Genomic DNA, 17354 nt, shown 5'->3' with positions numbered 1-17354 from the left:
GGCGCACCAGAACGGTGAGAGTAGAATGGTTGTGGTGTAATGCGGTTGCCGTTAGCACGAAAAACCATTGGACCACTTGGACGATTCTCTATGCCGTCAGGAAAATTACCGCTAGCCCCGGATTTGCCGCGCCCTGCCAGCTGGCTGGACCAACCCGGTGTCAGCAAGCAGGATGGCGCGTATGAGGCGTTGCGCGCGGCCATCCTCGGCAAGACTTTGCCGGCCGGCAGCCGCCTGCCATCGAGCCGGACCCTGGCGGCGCGCTGGGAATTGTCGCGCGGCACCATCGAAACCGTGTTCGACCGCCTGCATGCGCAAGCTTATGTCACGCGCGTGCCCGGTTCCGGCACGCGCGTGTGCGCGGTGGTGCCGGAACGTTTCCTGATGGCCGGCTTCGCCCTGCCGGAGCAACGGGCAGCCGGTGCCAGTGCCGCCCTGCCTCTGCCCCAGCTGCTGCCGGATACCGGCGTGCGCGACGCCCTGGCCTTTGTTGGCGGACGCGCCGACGCGGCCCTGTTCTCGACCGCCTCCTGGTCGCGCTGCGCAGCCAGGGCGCTGGCTGCCGCCACGCCGGCCCAGCTGTGCAGCGCCGACCCGGCCGGCGCACCCGCATTGCGCCGGCAGATTGCCGACTACCTCGCCAAGTACCGCGGCATCCGCTGCGACCCGCAAGACGTCGTGATCACCACCGGCATCGGTCACGCGCTCGACCTGGTCGCGCGCGCCACCGTGCGCCCGGGCGACAAGGTCTGCCTGGAAGACCCCGGCTACCCTGCCGCGCGCACCCTGTTCACCCTGGCCGGCGCCGTCCCGGTCGATATCGCGGTCGACGCCGAAGGCATCGATTGCGCCGCGCTGCAGGCGCATGCCGACGCCAGCCTGGTGTATGTCACGCCGGCGCACCAGTCGCCGCTGGGTGTGGCGATGTCCGTCACGCGCCGCCTGGCCCTGCTCGACTGGGCCAGCGACAACGGCGCCTGGGTGGTGGAAGACGATTACGACAGTGAATTCAACTACCAAAGCGCGCCGCTGGCGGCCCTCAAATCGCTCGATCAGTATCAGCGCGTGATCTATTGCGGCAGCTTCAACAAGACCCTGTTTGCCGGCCTGCGCCTGGGCTTCATGGTGTTGCCGCCCGGTTTGCGTCCCCTGCTGCTGCGCACCTTGCAAGTGACGGGCCGCTCGGTGGGCGTGACGGAGCAGCTGGCGCTGGCCGCCTGGATGGAAGACAGCGCCTTTGTGCGTCATCTGCGCCAGGCGCGCCTGGCCTACAAGGAGCGGCGCGACCTGCTGCTGACCTGCCTGGAACAACTGGCGCCCGGCCGCTACACTATTTCTGGCCAGCAAGCCGGTTTTCACTGCGTGCTGTGGCTGCCGCCCGGCAGCGACGAAGCGGCTTTTTGCGCGCGCGCCGCGCAGGCCGGCCTGGCGCTGCAGGGGCTGGGCGAATGTTGTCAGCAGGTAAGCCTGCCGCCGGCCGTGCTGATCGGCTACACGGCCCTGAACCCGGCGCAGATCCGGCTGGCGGCACCGAAATTGGCGCACCTGTTGTTGCAGATCCGAGCCATGCCCGATCCTGGCGCCACGGTGGCGGTATAATCACGGCTTCGCCGCAGCGTCCACCGCGCGCCGGCAGCCGATTACATAATCTGTCATGACCACCACCCGAACCGAAGCGGCCCTGATCCGCGAGCTGGGCCGCGTCGATTACGAGCCGACCTTTGCCGCCATGCGCGCATTTACCGATGCGCGCACGACCGAGACGCGCGACGAACTGTGGATCGTCGAGCACCCGCCCGTGTTCACCCTGGGCCTGGCGGCCGACCGTGGCCACTTGCTGGCCGGCGCCGCGATTGAAGAACATGCCATTCCCGTGGTGCAGACCGACCGCGGCGGCGAAGTGACCTTCCACGGCCCCGGCCAGGTGGTGATTTACCTGCTGATGGACCTGCGCCGCAACAAGCCCGGCGGCAAGCTCTATGCGCGCCAGTTCGTGCATAAAATCGAGCAGGCCATCATCAATGTGCTGGCGGCGTATAATCTTGCAGGCGAGCGCATCGATGGCGCGCCCGGCATTTACATCGCCGGCGGACCCGACAAAGGCGCCAAGATCGCCGCGCTGGGCTTGAAGGTGCGCGGCAACGGCTGCACCTACCATGGCGTGTCGCTCAATGTGGCGATGGACCTGGCGCCGTTTTCCTGGATTAACCCTTGCGGCTATTCCGGCCTGAAAACGGTCGACATGCGCAGCATGGGCGTGGACGCCCCGCTGGCCGACGTGCAACATGCGCTGGCCCGTGAACTGACCGTATTACTCGATGTACAGCAGAGCGCCGCAGGCGCGCCTCAGGCAGCGGATGCCTGAGCAAACAAACCAACATGCCCGTCAAGGGCTCGCAGCCATGACTTCTGAGACCATTTCCAGCACCGCCCCCGTCGCCGCCGCCGCTCCCGTCTACAACCCGAGCGACAAGCAAAAAGGCGCCAGCAAGACCTCGCGCATCCCGATCAAGATCGTGCCGATCGAACAGATCGAGCGCCTGAAAAAGCCGGACTGGATCCGCGTCAAGGCCGCTTCGGCCTCGACCCGCTTCTATGAGATCAAGGACATCCTGCGTGAAAACAAGCTGGTGACCGTGTGCGAAGAAGCGAGCTGCCCGAATATCGGCGAATGCTTCGGCAAGGGCACCGCCACCTTCATGATCATGGGCGACAAGTGCACGCGCCGCTGCCCGTTCTGCGACGTCGGCCACGGCCGCCCTGATCCGCTGGACAAGGACGAGCCGGCCAACCTGTCGAAAACCATCGCCAAGCTGCGCCTGAACTACGTCGTCATCACCTCGGTCGACCGCGACGACCTGCGCGACGGCGGCGCCGGCCACTTCGTCGAGTGCATCCAGCAAACGCGCGCCCTGTCGCCGAACACCCGCATCGAAGTGCTGGTGCCCGACTTCCGCGGCCGCCTGGAAAAAGCCCTGAACCTGTTCAAGGATGGCTTGCCTGACGTTATGAACCACAACCTGGAAACGGCGCCGCGCCTGTACAAGGAAGCGCGCCCCGGTTCGGACTACATGCATTCCTTGAAACTGCTGAAGGACTTCAAGGCCATGTACCCGGACGTGAAAACCAAGTCCGGCATCATGGTCGGCCTGGGCGAGACGGACGAGGAAATCCTGCAAGTGATGCGCGACATGCGCGAGCACGACATCGACATGCTGACCATCGGCCAATACCTGGCGCCATCAAACAGCCATCTGCCGGTACGCCGCTACGTGCACCCGGACGTGTTCAAGATGTTCGAAGAAGAAGCCTACAAAATGGGCTTCACCCACGCCGCCGTCGGCGCCATGGTGCGCAGCTCGTACCATGCGGATGAGCAGGCGCATATGGCTGGCGTGGAGTCGGCACTGAACGTGTAAGTAAGTCATCACAAACGATCAGATCTAGCCGCCCCGCGCAAGCCGGGCGGCTTTTCCTTTATGGAAATGTAAAGCAGCCATATTGCTTGGCAGTCTATACTTTGTTTGCTAAAAAATTGTGGAGTTATCATGGAAGTACGTATCGAGCCATCCTGGAAACAGCGGCTGCATGCCGAATTCGAGCAGCCCTGGTGGGCTACGCTGGCGGCGTTCGTCAAGGAAGAATATGCGGCCGGGCCGTGTTTTCCACCCGGTAAAGCGATTTTCCGCGCGTTCGACCTGGCGCCGTTCGAGCAGGTCAAGGTGGTGATCCTGGGGCAGGACCCGTATCACACGCCGGGCGCGGCCATGGGCTTGTGCTTTTCGATACCCGAGGGCACGCGCGCCCAGCCCAGTTTGCAAAATATCTTCAAGGAATTGAAAAGCGATGTCGGCGTGGCGCGCACCAGCACGGATCTGAGCGACTGGGCCGGGCAAGGCGTATTTTTGCTCAACAGCGTTTTAACCGTACGCTCGGGCGCGGCCGGCTCGCATGCGGGCAAGGGCTGGGAAAAGCTGACCGACAGCGCGATCCGCCATCTGTCGCAGGAGCGCGAGGGCGTCGTCTTCATTTTGTGGGGGGCGTATGCGATCGCCAAGCGTGCGCTGATCGACGAGGGCAAGCACTTGGTACTGACGGCGCCGCATCCATCACCTCTGTCCGCGCACCGGGGTTTTTTCGGCAGCAAGCCGTTCAGTCAAACAAATGACTATTTGAGGATGCACGGGACGGCTGAAATTACCTGGGCATAGTTAAGTGGAGTCAATTTGTCTCCATTGTGGCGCCAAATTGACCCCTTTGTGCTATGATGGATACCAATGGTAAAAACTGGTTTAATTATTTTAAAGTAAGTAAAGTAAGTAAAATTGCTATATGTAATGTTTGTACGTAAGTAAGATGGCCGACTAATTGTCGAGATGATGGGACTACATGATGAGTGTTATCGAAGAACGCGGCCGTATTACGGCCAGAGTTTCCAGCTCGGTTGCTGAGAAACTTCAAGAGGCGGCTGAGTTGACCGGCGCTACCTTGAATCAATTTTTGGTTCAAGCGGCATTGGAAAAAGCGGAAATGATCATTGATCGTGAACATCTGATTCGTTATTCGCGTCGCGACGCTGCCATGATGATTGACTTACTCGAAAATCCGAAGGGGCCAAATAAGGCCCTCACCATGGCTTTTGAGAATTATGAACAGAAAGTAGCAAATGGCGTATTTCGTGAGGGGGTTGGAACCAGTACATGATGTAGCACGGTTTAATTGTGGCATACCTGTACTGGATACATGGTTGCAAACAACGGCAAGGCAACATCAACGGCATGGTGCATCGCGAACCTTTGTATTAGTCGATGATGCGGAGCCGGCGGAGATTATTGGCTATTTCGCATTGGCAGTTCGTTCGATGACGGCCAGGGAATCCATTCCCGCACCTATGATGAAAAGGCTTCCCAGCAAGGTACCTGGTTTCACTCTGGCACGGCTTGCTATCGCGCAGCGCCATCAAGGTCGGGGCTTTGGCGAATTGCTGCTGATATCAGCCATGAAGCGTGTGAAATCGGCGGCGGCGGAAGTGGGCGGTTTTGCCTTGTTTGTCGATGCCAAAGCGCCGCAAGGTGCGCTGTTCTATCAAAAATACGGATTTACGTCCTTGCCTGACGATCCGCTGATCATGTTGATACCGATAGCCGATATTCCCAACTAATGCCCCTACAAGCGCCATTCTGATCCCTCATCCACGGCAACCGACAGCGGCAGGCGTTGCTCCCTGCCGCTGTCCTCGCCCGTAACTCTTTAGAAACTGGTCGACAAGCCGGCGTACACGCTGCGGCGGGCGCCATATTGCGGCGCGCCGACGCCGACGCCGGAACCGTCGCGCAGCAGATACGATTTGTCGAACAGATTGATCAGCGCCAGGCGTCCCTCCACCTTGCCCAGCGGCGTGTTTTTCCAGGTGTGCGTCAGTGCCGTATTGACCGTGAAGTAATGCGGCAAGTGGCCGGAATTCGGTGCGCCGCCGCTTGGCGTCATGCGCAGGCCGCTGCCGTACAGGAAGTCAGCGCTCACTTGCGAATCGCCGAAATGGTAGTGGCCGCCACCCGACATGGTCCAGGTCTGGTCGTGATCGAGGAACACATAGTTGTTCTTGATGTAGGCGATTTCATCGGTGCCGAACAGCGACTGGCCGGAATTGATATTACGGCCCTGCGCCTTTTGCGTGCTGGCGTTGAGGAACATGCCCCAGTCCTTCTCGCTATAGATGGCCGACAGTTCCAGTCCCTTGGCATAGCCTTCGGCGTAGTTGAATGGCGTGAGGATCAGCGCCTGGCCGAACTGGCCTTCGTCGAGCAGGTTGGTGATTTTCTTGTAGTACACGTCGGCCGTCAGCGTCAGTCTGGAATTGAGCTGGTGGCTGATGCCGATATCGTAATAGTGGGTGCGCTCGGCCTTGACGTTGTCCGAGGTGGCGATGGCGGGGGCGTTGGTGGTGTTCGCGTACAGGTCGATGCTGTTCTGCGCCGCCAGTTCCTGCGGCGGCGGCGTGAAGTAGCGCGAGTAGCCGGCATGCACGGCCGTGCCTGGCGCCACCTGGTAGGCCAGGTTCAGGCGCGGGCTCCATTGCTGCTCCTCGGTAAAGGCCGAGACCTTGTCGAAACGCACGCCATAGTTCAGGGTCAACGGCTTGCTGAGATGCCATTCGTCCTGCAGGTAAAAGCTGGCCAGGGTGCCGGTCTTGCCGCTGTTGTCGACGATGGTGATCGGCGTGGTGTCGCTCTGGCCATTCGCGTCCGTCGGGAAGACGCCGACCGTGTTGTCGCTGCTGGTTTTCTGGCGCGTGTAGGCCAGGCCGGCGCGCACCGTGTGGTCCTGGTGCCATTTGTAGCTGATATCGAACTGGGTGCCCGAGGCGCTGTTCGCGCGGCGCGAGTCGGACGCCACGCCGTTGTAGATCAGGTCGCCGATCGGATCGGGCGTGAAATGCAGCTGCGAATACTGGTGGAAGGCGGACACCTGGTAGTTGAGGTCGCCCAGGCTTTTCTGCAGCGACAGCACCAGGAAGCGGTTCACTTCGCGCTGGTTTTCATCGAGTTGCGACGATGGCAGGGTCGACGTGCCGGCCTGCGCATCGCTGCGCCCGGCCAGGGTGAAGCCGGGCGCCTGGTTCGGGTTGTTGGGGATCTGGAAGCGGCCGTTGTAGGTGCCGAACATGGCGCCCAGGCGGGTATTGTCATCGAGGAAATACGACAGGTTGCCGAAGGTTTTGTTCTGGCGCGTCTGGTCATGCAGCGCGTTGCGCGTGTTTTGCGGGTTTTCCACGCCCAGCGAATTGCCCAGATAGCTGCCGGACAGGTAGTAATTGAACTTGCCGACGCTGCCGAAGAACTCGGCGCTCGGTTCGATATGGCTGTGGCTGCCGACTAAAATGCCGATGCGCCCGCCCGGGTTCATGCCGCCTTCTTTGGTTTCGATATCGACGATGCCCGCCGTGCGCAGGCCGAACTGGGCCGGCAAGGCGCCCGTGATGAAATCGGTCTTGTCGATCAGGCGCGTGTCGATCGATTGGCCAAAGCCGCTGATGCTTTCCGGCAGTTGCACGCCATTGATGCGGTATTGCACGTTTGCATGGTCATCGCGCACATGCAGGGCGCCCGAGCCTTTCGAATCCTGCGACACGCCAGGCAGGCGCAGCAGCACTTCGTTGAACGGGGTGTTGTCGCCCTGGCCCAGCATGTCGACCATATGGCTGTCGATGCTGTAGATGGTGGTGCCCACTTTCGGCGACAGCTCGATGCGCGCGCTGCGCAGGTGGGCCGAGGTGACTTCGACGGTCTGCATGGCTTGTGGCGCTGCCTCATCGGCATGGGCGGAAACGGAAAACAGGCTGGCAAGGGCGAGCGACAGCGCGCTCAGGCGTGGAGTTTGTTGCATGGTAAACCTCAAAATAGTGTACGCCAGGCGGCATGGCGCAAACCTCGTGGGCGCGGCGCATGCAACCTGAAAAAAGAAAAACAGCGTGGGAACTACAGCGAGGTCGGTGGCGGGCCGCGCACCGGCGGCAACAGCAGGGCAATGGCGGGCGCCGGCATGGCCGGCAAGGCGGCCAGCAGGCGATACGGCAGCAATTGCGCAGGTGCTTCGGCGATTGCTGGCGGGACGGCAATGTCGGCCACCTTGTCGATGACGGTGGCGCACAGCGTGCACTCTTCCGCGTCGAGGCTGGTCTTGTGCAAGTGCGAGGCAGCCGTCGACAGCAGCAACACCAGGGCCAGCGCACTGAACAGCGCCACGCACAGTTGCCATGGTGTGCGCGCAGGGGCGGACGCCTGGTGGGCTGGCTGACGTGATAGGTGGCGGGTGGACATGTGGCGCATGGTAACAAGAAAACGCTATCGTTGTCAGCGCTTGTTGCAATTGATTTGCCTAAGAGCCTATCTTACAAGGTGGCGCGCAGCGCGCGCGGCGACAGGCCATGGTGCTGGCGGAAGCGCGCCGCGAAGCGTGACGGCGAGGCATAGCCGCACAGGGCGGCAATCTCGCTGATCGGCAAGATGCCGGTTTGCAGCTCCTGCAGCGCCCGTCCCAGGCGCACGGATTCCAGAATATCGCGGAAATGGCGTTGTTCCAGGGCCAGTTGACGGCGCAGGGTGGACGCACCCAGATGCAGCTGCGCCGCCACCCGGGCCACGCTCCAGGCGGCAGCCGGATCGAGCAGCATCACCTGCTGTACGCGCGCGGCCAGCGGATCGCGGCGGTCCATCAGCAGCGGACCGCAATGGCCGGCCAGGGCCAGTGCCAGCAGCAAGCCTTCGACCTGATGGGCTTGCAAGGCGGCTGGCGCGCCGCCTGCCAGGCTGGCCATTACCTGATCCCAGGCCAGGGCCCCATGTTTGTCGAGCGGCACGCACAGGCTGGCGCCCGCCGCACCGCGCAGTTGGCTATCGACCAGACTGCCATGGCGGGTACGGAAACGGGCGATCAGTGCCGGTGAAAAACTGAGTACTTCGGCAAGATAACCGTGTGCTCCCGGCAGGTTGGCCACGCTCAGCTCCTGGCCCGCCGGCATCAGCACCACCTCGTTCGCCCCGGCGCGCGCCTCGCGCTCACCCCAGCTCAGCAGCTTTTCGCCCTGCCGCACGCGGCACAGCGCGGGCATGAACACGGGCACCCGGCGCAGGGTCTGCGCGCGGCGTGCCTCGACCGTGCCGCGCGCGATGCGCAGTTCGCTCAAGGCGACCTGATCTGCCGCGCAGGCCGGGTCAGCGGCCATACAGTCCCGTCAGTTGCGCCTTGCCCAGCACATTGGCATTGAGCAGGTAGCCGACCAGGGCGCCGCTGGCTTGCTGGTCGAGCGGCAACTTGTCCACCTTCAGGGCCCAGACGGTGACCTGGTAGCGGTGCGGCTGGTCGCCCACCGGTGGGCAGGCGCCGCCAAAGGCGCTGTCGCCAAAATCGTTGCGCCCTTGCACGGCGCCGGCTGGCAAGCTGGCGGCGGTGGCGCCGCCAGCCACGTTGTTGACGTTGGCTGGCAGGTTGAAGACGCTCCAGTGCCACCAGCCGCTGCCGGTCGGCGCATCAGGATCGTAGACGGTGATGGCGTAGCTGTTGGTGCCGGCAGGCGCGCCGCTCCATGACAACTGCGGTGCGAGGTTGGCGCCGGTGCAGCCGAAACCTCGGAACACTTGCGATTCGGTCATCATCTTGCCTTCGGCAATATCGGTGCTGGTGAGCGTGAAGGCGGGCGCGGCTTGGGCGCCCAGGTGCAAGGCCAGGCCAAATGTTGCAGTCAGGAGTCGGGTGGTCAACATGTTTTTCCTTTCTATGGAGTATAGAGGAAAGTGTATGTTGAGCAACATCTGCCGGTGATGCCATGGCGCTCGACCATGGTGCCGAAACGCTCTCACCGCGCCGAAAAGCAGCATCCAACAAAAGCACGGTGAGGAGTTTGCTATGATCGACGTGTTTTCAGACCATCATCACAAGGATACAAAGAGACCATGAGCCATCCTGAAATTACCCTGGACCTGTTGAATCAGCGCGGCGTCGGTCGCCTGCCCGGCCACCTGGGCATCGTCATCACGTCTGTCGGCGACGGCCAGGTGACGGCCGAACTGCCGGTGCAGCCGCACTTGCTGGCGCCGAACGGCTATTTGCATGCCGGCAGCGTGGTTACCCTGGCGGACACGGCCTCGGGCTATGGCTGCATCGCCAACCTGCCCGAAGGCGCGAACAACTTCACCACCGTCGAACTGAAATCGAACCACCTGGGCACGGCCCGCGACGGCACCATTGTCTGCACCGCCAAGGTCGAGCACCAGGGCCGCAATACGCAAGTGTGGGACGCCGTGGTCAAAAGCAAGGAAACCGGCAAGACCCTGGCGCTGTTTCGCTGCACGCAGATGATTCTGTATCCCAAGTAAGACGACAAGCTGATCCAGTTACCTTTTTCAAGCAGGTAATGATTGCAACGCCCTATGTTTCATGCGCGGGTGTTTAGCCAGCGATGGCTTTTTCAAGCAGCTTGTGCAGCTCGGCAAATTCGGGCTTGCCCACGTAGCGCTTGAGGATCTTGCCCTGCTTGTCGAGCACGAAGGTGGTCGGCGTCATCGCCACGTCGCCATAGGCCTTGGCAGCCTCGCCCGTCACGTCGAGCGCCACCTTGAACGGCAGCTGGCGCGTCTGGGCAAAGTTCAGCACATAGTTGGCCGGGTCGTACTGCATGGCCACTGCAACAAATTCCAGCCCTTGCGCCTTGTATTTGTTGTAGGTGTCGACCATTTCCGGCATTTCCGCGACGCAAGTTGTGCACGAGGTGGCCCAGAAATTGACCATCACGACCTTGCCGCGCAGGCTGGCAGAGGAAATCTTTTCGCCGTCGATGGCGTGGAAGGTGATGTCCGGCGCGCTTTGCTTGTTGTTCAACGACAGATAGGCAGCCGCCGCCACGCCAGCGACCAGCACGGCGATCAGGGCCGGCTTGCCCCAGGAGTTGGAAGTCGATGTTGCCATAGTTTTCACACCAGATAACGTAACAATGGGGCCATTATAGCCCCATCGTTCTGCTCGCGCCCCAGACCGGCAGGGCTACAGGGGTTTTACTGTCCCACGGGGTTGCTGACGCGCGCCGGCGCCGGATCAGGCTGCAATTGTTTCAGTTCCGCTTCCGAGATGTAGTCGAACAGCTTGACCACTTTCTGCACGCCGCCCACGGCGCGCGCCACGTCGGCCGCCACGGTGCCTTCGCGCTGGGTCACGCGGCCCATCAGGAACACGGTGCCGTTTTCGGTGACGACCTTGAACGAGGCGGCCGAGATGGTTTTCATGTCGACCAGGCTGGCTTTGACCTTGGTGGTGATCAGCGCGTCATTCGAGCGCGAGGTATAGCTGGCCGGGCCGGCGATGATCAGCTCATTGGCCACCGATTCGACGCCGTCTATATTGCGCACTTCGCGCTCGACGGCGTTTTTCATCGCTTCGTCGCGCACTTCGCCCGTCAGCAGCACGCGGCGGTTGAAACTGGTGACATTGACATGGCCGGCGTCACCCGTGACGGCCGGCACGCGCGACTCGCCCTTCACGGCGATCGCCTTGTCTTCGGTCTGGGCGCCCAGGGTACGGCGGTCTGCCGCGGCCACGCCGCTCATCACTGCGCCACCGACCATCAATTCGATGCAGCCGGTCAGCGAGGTGAGCATGGCGCCGCACAGCAGGGCGGTCACCAAAGGGCGTCGTACGCGTTGCCAGCCTGGGCCAGTACCGAATTCAGTCATTCACGTCTCCTCCGAACAGTGCGACGTCGATGCCGTCGCAAATGCAGTGTATGGTTGTCAGATGTACTTCCTGGATGCGCGCCGTGCGTTCGGCCGGCACGCAGATATGCACGTCGGCATCGGTCAGCATTTTGCCGATCGCGCCGCCGTCCTTGCCCGTCAGCGCCACCACGCGCATTTCGCGTTCGAGCGCCGCTTCCACCGCCGCCATCACGTTGCCGGAATTGCCCGAGGTGGAAATGGCCAGCAGGATGTCGCCGGCCTGGCCGAAGGCCTGCACCTGCTTCGAGAAAATTTCGCGGTAGCTGTAGTCGTTGGCCACCGCCGTCATGATCGACGTATCGGTGGTCAAGGCCAGCGCCGGTAGCGGAAAGCGTTCACGCTCGAAGCGGCCGACCAGTTCGGCGGCAAAATGCTGGCAGTCGGCGGCGGAACCGCCATTGCCGCAGGCCAGGATCTTGTTACCGTTCGACAGCGCGGCAAACATCAGCTCGATTGCCTGGGCAATCGCGGGCGCCAGCACCGTAGCGGCCTGGATCTTGAGTTCGGCACTTTCGTGGAAGTGCGAGAGGATGCGTTGATTATTCATAGTCTGCCGATTATAGTGCAGGCGCGCGGCCGGGCGGACAAGCGCTGTTAAAAATGCTTACATGTCGAGAATATTCTTCAGCCACTCGATGCGGCCGCCATCGATGACGACGGCGTCAAAACGGCATGGCGGCGTGTTTTTTTGCGTCAACAGCCAGGTCTGCGCGGCGCGCGTCATGCGCCGCTGCTTGGCGGGCGTGATGCTGGCCAGCGCGCCGCCAAAATCCTTGCTGGCGCGCTGGCGCACCTCGATGAAGACGATGCTTTTGCCGTCGCGCATGATCAAATCGAGCTCGCCGCCCTTGCACAGGACATTGCGCGCCACCAGTGTGAGTCCCTGCAGCAGCAGATAGGCCAGCGCATCGTCTTCCGCCAGCCGCCCCAACGCACGTTTGTCTGGCGTAGGCGGCATGGCGTTGCTCTACTGCGCTGTTGGCAAGGCGGCCGGTTGTTCCGGTACCGGCTTCGGCGGCCAGGTGCCAACCACGCCCTGCTGGTAGGTGGCGGCCTGCTCGGTGCGTTCGAAGCGCGTTTGCCCGTTGTCATAGCGCACTGCCAGGCGGCCCGTCACGCCGTCAAGCGTGAACGGCGCCTCGGGACGCAGCGCCACTTCGCGCGCCACGCGGAAGGCGTCGATGCCGAGCGCATACAGGCGCTCCATGTCGGCCGTCAGGCGCCCGTCGATGGGTTGTGGCGGCTGCGGATACACCATCACTTGCGGATGATCGCGCTGTACCTGCCATGGCAGGTCGAGCAGGCGCGCGCCATCCAGTTCGGGGCCGCTGGCGCCGCGGCCGATGCCGGGGTTCAGCGACGAGGTGCCGTACAGCGGCAGCTCGGGGCCGATCGCCACGCGCAGCTGGCGCGCCTGGTCGGCGTCCAGCGCGGCGAAGATCAGCGCCGGCGGGTTGGACGACAGGCGCGAGCGCAACTGCACCATCTCGGCGTCACTGAGGTAACCGTTGGTGGCCGTCAGGTCGACCTGGTCGGCGCTGCCGCCCTGGCGCAACCACTCCTGCCTGAAGGCGGTGCTGGTGCGGCGCTGCGAGGCCGAATTGGCCGACAGGATCAAGGCGCTGGCGCGTGGCTGTTCGCTGGCGGCCCAGGCGGCCACTTGCCGCGCTTCCGCTTCGATCGACAGGCCCATCACCAGCAGCCTGGCCGGCAGCCGCGCTTCGCTGCGGTTGTCGGGGTGGTTCAGGGCGATCGTCGGCTTTTTCACCAGGTCGCTGTTGGCCACCGCCGTGACGGCCGAGCGCGACAGCGGGCCGACGACGATATCCTGTTCCTGCTGGGCCTGCGCAAACTTGTTGAGCGCGTCGTCGCTGCCGTCGCCCGTATCGATCACGGTCACTTCAAAGCCGCTGCGGTCGCGCTCGTAGGCGGCCATGAAGCCGGCGCGCAGCAGGGACGCGGCCGGCCCCAGGGTTTCCGAGCGCAGCGGCAGCAGCAGGCCGATATGGTGGAGCTTGCCGTCGGACGGCGCCGGCGCCGTGGCGGCCGGCATGTCCTGCGGTGTGCCGGTGGCCGGCTTGCCGGTGACGGGCGCCACGTTCGGCTTGCCGCCTTCATCGTAGGAAGTGATGTCGGGCACGGCGACGGCAAACGTTACCGGTTCCGGCACGGCCGGCTTGGGCAGCGGCGCCGGGATCGGGGCAGGCGCCGGCCGTGGCGGCAGCGCCCTTGTGTTTGATTCAATAGGCGCGCACAATTGCCCGGGCGCGTCGCAAGGCGTGCTGCAAGCGCTCAGCATGCCGGTCGCGGCACAGACAAGCAGTAACTTCACACTATTAGCAAGCATTCAACCTCCAAAATGACCGTACAAGACATCAGTTCCATCGCCAGCCTGCCCATCATGACAGAGGCGGCGCACCAGGTCTATCCTATCGCAACATTGTATGTAGTGGCCACGCCCATCGGCAATGTCACCGATATCAGCCTGCGCGCCTTGCATTTGCTGAGCCTGGCTGACGCCGTCGCCTGTGAAGATACGCGCAATACGGCGCACCTGCTGACGCGTTTTGGCCTGAACAAGCCGTTAATTGCTGCACATCAACATAATGAGCGCGAAGTGGCGCAAACCCTGATCGCCCGCCTGCATGCCGGCGAGCGCATCGCGCTGGTGTCCGACGCCGGCACCCCGGCCGTGTCCGACCCCGGCGCGCGCATCGTCGACGCCGTGCGCGCGGCCGGCCTGCGCGTGCTGCCCCTGCCCGGCCCGTCGGCGGCGATCACCGCCATCTCCGCCAGCGGCTTGCTGAACGACCAGTTTTACTTTGTCGGCTTTTTGCCCGCCAAGGCCAAGCAGCGCGAAAACATGCTGCACAGCCTGCGTGGCGTGACCGCCACCATGGTGTTTTATGAAGCACCGCACCGCATCCTCGATTGCGCCACCGCGCTGGCTGAAGCGTTCGAGCCGACGCGCCAGGTGGTGTTCGCGCGCGAACTGACGAAATTGTTCGAAGAAATCCACCGCTGCCCGCTGTCCGAGGCCGAGGCCTGGATCCGTGCTGACGCCCACCGTGAAAAAGGCGAATTCGTCGTCCTGCTCGCAGGCGCCACCGAAGCGCAGGACGCCGAAGACGTGGAAGCCGAACGCATCCTGGGCATTCTGCTGGCCGAATGCAGCGTCAAGCAGGCGGCCAACCTGACGGCGCAAATTACCGGGCGCAAGAAGAATGCCTTATATGAGCGGGCGCTGCAGTTGAAGGGGCAGGAGTAACGTGGCAAGGTTTCGCCGGCTACCACTTGCACCCGCTGTCTTTTTTATCCAATAACATCAACACCGGCGCCAGCAGCCCTGCCCCCGCATAATCGGTGCGGCAGTCGCCGCGCTTGCCGCTGGCAATATCGCGCGCCAGCCGGGTTTGCGTGCGCAGCGGCTGGTCCGGAATCTGGCCCACCGCCGTGCCGGCCTTGGCCGGGTCCCTTTCGCTGGCCACCTTGCGCGCGGTGCCCAAGGCCGCTTCCATGTCGAACTTCGGCGCGTCCGCCGCCGGCGGATCGGCAGGCGTGGGCGATGGTGCGACTGTAATGGCGTTCGGCACGGGTTTGGCCGCTGGCGCTGCCGCCCTGGGCGTCGTCGCCGCACGGAGCGGTTTCTGCTCGCGCCTCGGCGCCACCCTGGCCAAGGGCGGCGGCAGCGGCTTGACCGCCGGCGGACGTATCCACACGGTGATCGACTCCACCTTCGGCCCGCTATCGGGCAGGGGCGGCGGTTTGGCATGGCGCCAGCCATAGAGAAAAGCCCCATGCAGCAGCAAAACGCCGACACCGAGAACCATGTGGTGCCGGCGCGCCGGGCGCGGGTAATCATGCAAGGAATCGCTAAAAGGTAAGGCCGTCATGTTTTCGCATCCTGTGAGAGAAAACTGGCGTTCAGTGTCGCATACTTTTTTGGCATCAAAACGGCCGGGACTGGCAGGGGCTAAATAATTTCCGGGAAATTTTGCCGGACCCTTGACCGAATTGAATATGGTCTGTATTATCTTGGTCTTCGGAGTGTGGCGCAGCCCGGTAGCGCACCTGGTTTGGGACCAGGGGGTCCAAGGTTCGAATCCTTGTACTCCGACCAAATTTGTAGAAAAAAACCCAAGAGTTCACGCTCTTGGGTTTTTTTTCGCCTGTACCTTTCAAAGGAAAAACGGCTCCTGCATGCACACTGCAGTAGCCGTTTCTTTTACGTCAGGCGCTTGGCCGCCAGCGCATTGCCCGCCCGGCTCGAGCCCTTGCGCCCCAGTTGCTGCGAGATGAACTGGCCTGCGTCCACCACCAGGTCCAGGTCGATGCCGGTGGCGATGCCCAGGCCGTTCATCATGTACAGCACGTCCTCGGTGGCGACATTGCCGGTGGCGCCCTTGGCGTAGGGGCAGCCGCCCAGGCCCGAGACCGACGAGTGATAAATCGCGATGCCCAGTTCCAGGCTGGCGTAGATATTGGCCAGCGCCTGGCCGTAGGTGTCGTGGAAGTGGCCCGACAGGCCGCCCACATGAAACGCCTCGATGGCGCGCGCCATCACCGCCTGGGTTTTTCCCGGCGTGGCCACGCCGATGGTGTCGGCGATGTCGATCTCGTCGCAGCCCAGGTCGCGCATGCGCCCCACCACGTCGGCGACGGCATCGAGCGGCACCTCGCCCTGGTAGGGGCAGCCGAAGGCGCAGCTGATGCTGCCGCGCAGGCGCAGGCCGTGCTGCCTGGCCGCCCTGGCCACGCCCTCGAAGCGGGCGATCGATTCGGCGATCGAGCAATTGATGTTCTTTTGCGAGAACGCCTCCGAAGCCGAGCCGAAGATCACCACTTCGTCGGCCCGGGCCGCCAGCGCCGCCTCAAACCCCTGCATATTGGGCGTGAGCGCCGAATAGATGGTGCCTGGGCGGCGCGCGATGGCGGCCATCACTTCCGTGCTGGTGGCCATTTGCGGTACCCATTTGGGCGACACGAACGACGCCGCCTCGATATTGGCAAACCCGGCCTGCGTCAGCCGGTCGACCAGTTCGATCTTGACGGCGGCGCTGATGGTGTCCTGTTCATTTTGCAGGCCGTCGCGCGGGCCCACTTCGACGATCTTGACCTGTTTTGGCAGATTGGCTGCAGCGTTCATTTCAGTATCCTTGCAAACGGTTGACGATGCCGGCGACAAGCTCGCCGGCCTGCAGGCGGCGCATCTTGGCGGCGATTTGCGCCACGCTTTCGCGGCGCAAGGTGGTGGCGGAAACATGGGGCGTGATGGTGATGCGCGGCTCCTGCCAGAACGGATGCTGCTGCGGCAGCGGTTCGTTGCGGAACACGTCCAGCGTGGCGCCGGCGATATGGCCCGAGCGTATCAGGGTCAGCAGGTCCGGTTCGGCCAGGTGCGCGCCGCGCGCCACGTTGATGACATAGGCGCCCGGCAGCAGCATAGCCAGCCTCGCGCGGTCGAGCAGATTATGCGTCTCGGGCGTCAGCGGCAGCAGGCAGACCAGCACGCGCGTGCCGCGCAAGAATGCTTCCAGTGCGTCTTCGCCCGCAAAGCAGTCGACGCCATCGACCTGCTTTGCGCTGCGGCTCCAGCCGCGCAGCGGAAACTCGAACTGCGCCAGCGCGTCGAGCACGCGCTTGCCCAGCACCCCCATGCCCAGCACGCCGACTGGAAAGTCGTGCTTGTCGAACGCGGGCAGCGGCTGCCAGATGCCGGCGCGCGCCTGCGCCTCGTAGTCGTCGAAACGGCGGAAGTGGCGCAGCACGGCGTGGCTCACATATTCGGCCATCTGCACCCCCATGCCGGCGTCGTCCAGGCGCACCAGCGGCACATGGGGCGGCAGCGCCTCGCCAAATTTGAGCAGCGCGTCGACCCCGGCGCCGGTGTTGAAGATGGCTTTGACCTTGCCCAGTTCGGCCAGCATGGCGGCCGGCGGCTGCCACACAACCGCGTAGTCGCAATCGGGCGTTGCCTGCCCTTCGCGCCAGGGATGGATCTCGGCTTGCGGCAGCAGTTCGGCGAAATCGCTGATCCAGGCCGCCTCCTTGCCGTCCGATCGTTGCAGCAGTATGCGCATGACGACT

Annotated in this window: 20 protein-coding genes and 1 tRNA gene; 9 read left to right on the top strand and 12 right to left on the bottom strand. The window is 63.3% G+C overall.

What is annotated here, in order from left to right:
* Positions 1 to 90 precede the first annotated feature (90 nt).
* From CD932_RS10375 to CD932_RS10350, 6 genes are all read left to right on the top strand, one after another.
* Entirely contained in the window at positions 91 to 1599 is a 1509-nt protein-coding gene (locus CD932_RS10375; RefSeq protein ID WP_094442569.1) for a PLP-dependent aminotransferase family protein, read from the top strand.
* Positions 1600 to 1654: 55 nt separating this feature from the next.
* Positions 1655 to 2365, top strand: coding sequence for a lipoyl(octanoyl) transferase LipB (gene lipB, locus CD932_RS10370; RefSeq protein WP_094442568.1), 711 nt, complete (start codon positions 1655 to 1657; stop codon positions 2363 to 2365).
* Positions 2366 to 2402: 37 nt separating this feature from the next.
* A complete protein-coding gene (gene lipA / locus CD932_RS10365; protein ID WP_094442567.1) occupies positions 2403 to 3419 on the top strand; it encodes a lipoyl synthase in 1017 nt (338 codons plus the stop codon).
* Between the two features lie 129 nt (positions 3420 to 3548).
* Positions 3549 to 4211, top strand: a complete 663-nt coding sequence (gene ung, locus CD932_RS10360; RefSeq protein ID WP_094442566.1) for a uracil-DNA glycosylase — start codon at positions 3549 to 3551, stop codon at positions 4209 to 4211.
* 178 nt (positions 4212 to 4389) lie between these two features.
* Positions 4390 to 4704, top strand: coding sequence for a DUF1778 domain-containing protein (locus CD932_RS10355; RefSeq protein WP_094442565.1), 315 nt, complete (start codon positions 4390 to 4392; stop codon positions 4702 to 4704).
* Between the two features lie 43 nt (positions 4705 to 4747).
* On the top strand, positions 4748 to 5161 hold the full coding sequence (locus CD932_RS10350) for a GNAT family N-acetyltransferase (RefSeq protein WP_369679823.1): 414 nt from the start codon (positions 4748 to 4750) through the stop codon (positions 5159 to 5161).
* Positions 5162 to 5250: 89 nt separating this feature from the next.
* On the opposite strand, the gene CD932_RS10345 is transcribed toward CD932_RS10350, so the two are convergent.
* From CD932_RS10345 to CD932_RS10330, 4 genes are all read right to left on the bottom strand, one after another.
* Positions 5251 to 7386, bottom strand: coding sequence for a TonB-dependent receptor (locus tag CD932_RS10345; protein ID WP_094442563.1), 2136 nt, complete (start codon positions 7384 to 7386; stop codon positions 5251 to 5253).
* A gap of 92 nt (positions 7387 to 7478) precedes the next feature.
* Positions 7479 to 7820, bottom strand: coding sequence for a hypothetical protein (locus tag CD932_RS10340; RefSeq protein WP_141213222.1), 342 nt, complete (start codon positions 7818 to 7820; stop codon positions 7479 to 7481).
* Between the two features lie 71 nt (positions 7821 to 7891).
* A complete protein-coding gene (locus CD932_RS10335) occupies positions 7892 to 8725 on the bottom strand; it encodes a helix-turn-helix transcriptional regulator (protein WP_217907250.1) in 834 nt (277 codons plus the stop codon).
* Positions 8715 to 9263 (bottom strand): YbhB/YbcL family Raf kinase inhibitor-like protein, encoded by a 549-nt coding sequence (locus tag CD932_RS10330; protein WP_094442561.1) that lies wholly within the window; start codon positions 9261 to 9263, stop codon positions 8715 to 8717. The genes CD932_RS10335 and CD932_RS10330 overlap by 11 nt, the downstream gene beginning before the upstream one ends.
* Before the next feature lie 189 nt (positions 9264 to 9452).
* On the opposite strand from CD932_RS10330, the gene CD932_RS10325 reads away from it, so the two are divergent.
* Positions 9453 to 9875, top strand: a complete 423-nt coding sequence (locus CD932_RS10325) for a PaaI family thioesterase (RefSeq protein ID WP_094442560.1) — start codon at positions 9453 to 9455, stop codon at positions 9873 to 9875.
* A gap of 73 nt (positions 9876 to 9948) precedes the next feature.
* Here the strand turns inward: CD932_RS10325 and CD932_RS10320 are convergent, their stop codons facing one another.
* From CD932_RS10320 to CD932_RS10300, 5 genes are all read right to left on the bottom strand, one after another.
* Complete coding sequence (locus tag CD932_RS10320) at positions 9949 to 10464, bottom strand: peroxiredoxin (protein ID WP_094442559.1); 516 nt, start codon at positions 10462 to 10464, stop codon at positions 9949 to 9951.
* A gap of 86 nt (positions 10465 to 10550) precedes the next feature.
* Complete coding sequence (locus CD932_RS10315) at positions 10551 to 11225, bottom strand: BON domain-containing protein (RefSeq protein ID WP_094442558.1); 675 nt, start codon at positions 11223 to 11225, stop codon at positions 10551 to 10553.
* Positions 11218 to 11814, bottom strand: a complete 597-nt coding sequence (locus tag CD932_RS10310; RefSeq protein WP_094442557.1) for a phosphoheptose isomerase — start codon at positions 11812 to 11814, stop codon at positions 11218 to 11220. Before CD932_RS10310 ends, CD932_RS10315 begins: the two co-directional genes overlap by 8 nt.
* Positions 11815 to 11871: 57 nt before the next feature.
* Entirely contained in the window at positions 11872 to 12225 is a 354-nt protein-coding gene (locus CD932_RS10305; RefSeq protein WP_094442556.1) for a YraN family protein, read from the bottom strand.
* 9 nt (positions 12226 to 12234) lie between these two features.
* Positions 12235 to 13566, bottom strand: a complete 1332-nt coding sequence (locus CD932_RS10300; RefSeq protein WP_094442555.1) for a penicillin-binding protein activator — start codon at positions 13564 to 13566, stop codon at positions 12235 to 12237.
* A 60-nt stretch (positions 13567 to 13626) separates the two neighbouring features.
* Here CD932_RS10300 and rsmI point away from each other — a divergent pair, with 60 nt between their 5' ends.
* Positions 13627 to 14535, top strand: coding sequence for a 16S rRNA (cytidine(1402)-2'-O)-methyltransferase (gene rsmI / locus CD932_RS10295; protein WP_094442554.1), 909 nt, complete (start codon positions 13627 to 13629; stop codon positions 14533 to 14535).
* Positions 14536 to 14554: 19 nt separating this feature from the next.
* On the opposite strand, the gene CD932_RS10290 is transcribed toward rsmI, so the two are convergent.
* On the bottom strand, positions 14555 to 15160 hold the full coding sequence (locus CD932_RS10290) for a hypothetical protein (protein ID WP_094442553.1): 606 nt from the start codon (positions 15158 to 15160) through the stop codon (positions 14555 to 14557).
* A gap of 150 nt (positions 15161 to 15310) precedes the next feature.
* Here CD932_RS10290 and CD932_RS10285 point away from each other — a divergent pair.
* Positions 15311 to 15387: transfer RNA gene (locus tag CD932_RS10285), tRNA-Pro, on the top strand.
* 105 nt (positions 15388 to 15492) lie between these two features.
* On the opposite strand, the gene CD932_RS10280 is transcribed toward CD932_RS10285, so the two are convergent.
* On the bottom strand, positions 15493 to 16413 hold the full coding sequence (locus CD932_RS10280) for a hydroxymethylglutaryl-CoA lyase (protein WP_094442552.1): 921 nt from the start codon (positions 16411 to 16413) through the stop codon (positions 15493 to 15495).
* Position 16414: 1 nt separating this feature from the next.
* Positions 16415 to 17347: a glyoxylate/hydroxypyruvate reductase A gene (locus CD932_RS10275; RefSeq protein WP_094442551.1), complete on the bottom strand. Its 933-nt coding sequence runs from the start codon at positions 17345 to 17347 to the stop codon at positions 16415 to 16417.
* Between the last annotated feature and the right edge of the window lie 7 nt (positions 17348 to 17354).

Source organism: Janthinobacterium sp. PC23-8, assembly GCF_002250505.1.
In the GTDB taxonomy this organism is placed as follows: domain Bacteria; phylum Pseudomonadota; class Gammaproteobacteria; order Burkholderiales; family Burkholderiaceae_D; genus Janthinobacterium.
Note: the sequence above shows the minus strand (reverse complement) of the source record. Positions and strands in the feature narration are given on the sequence as shown.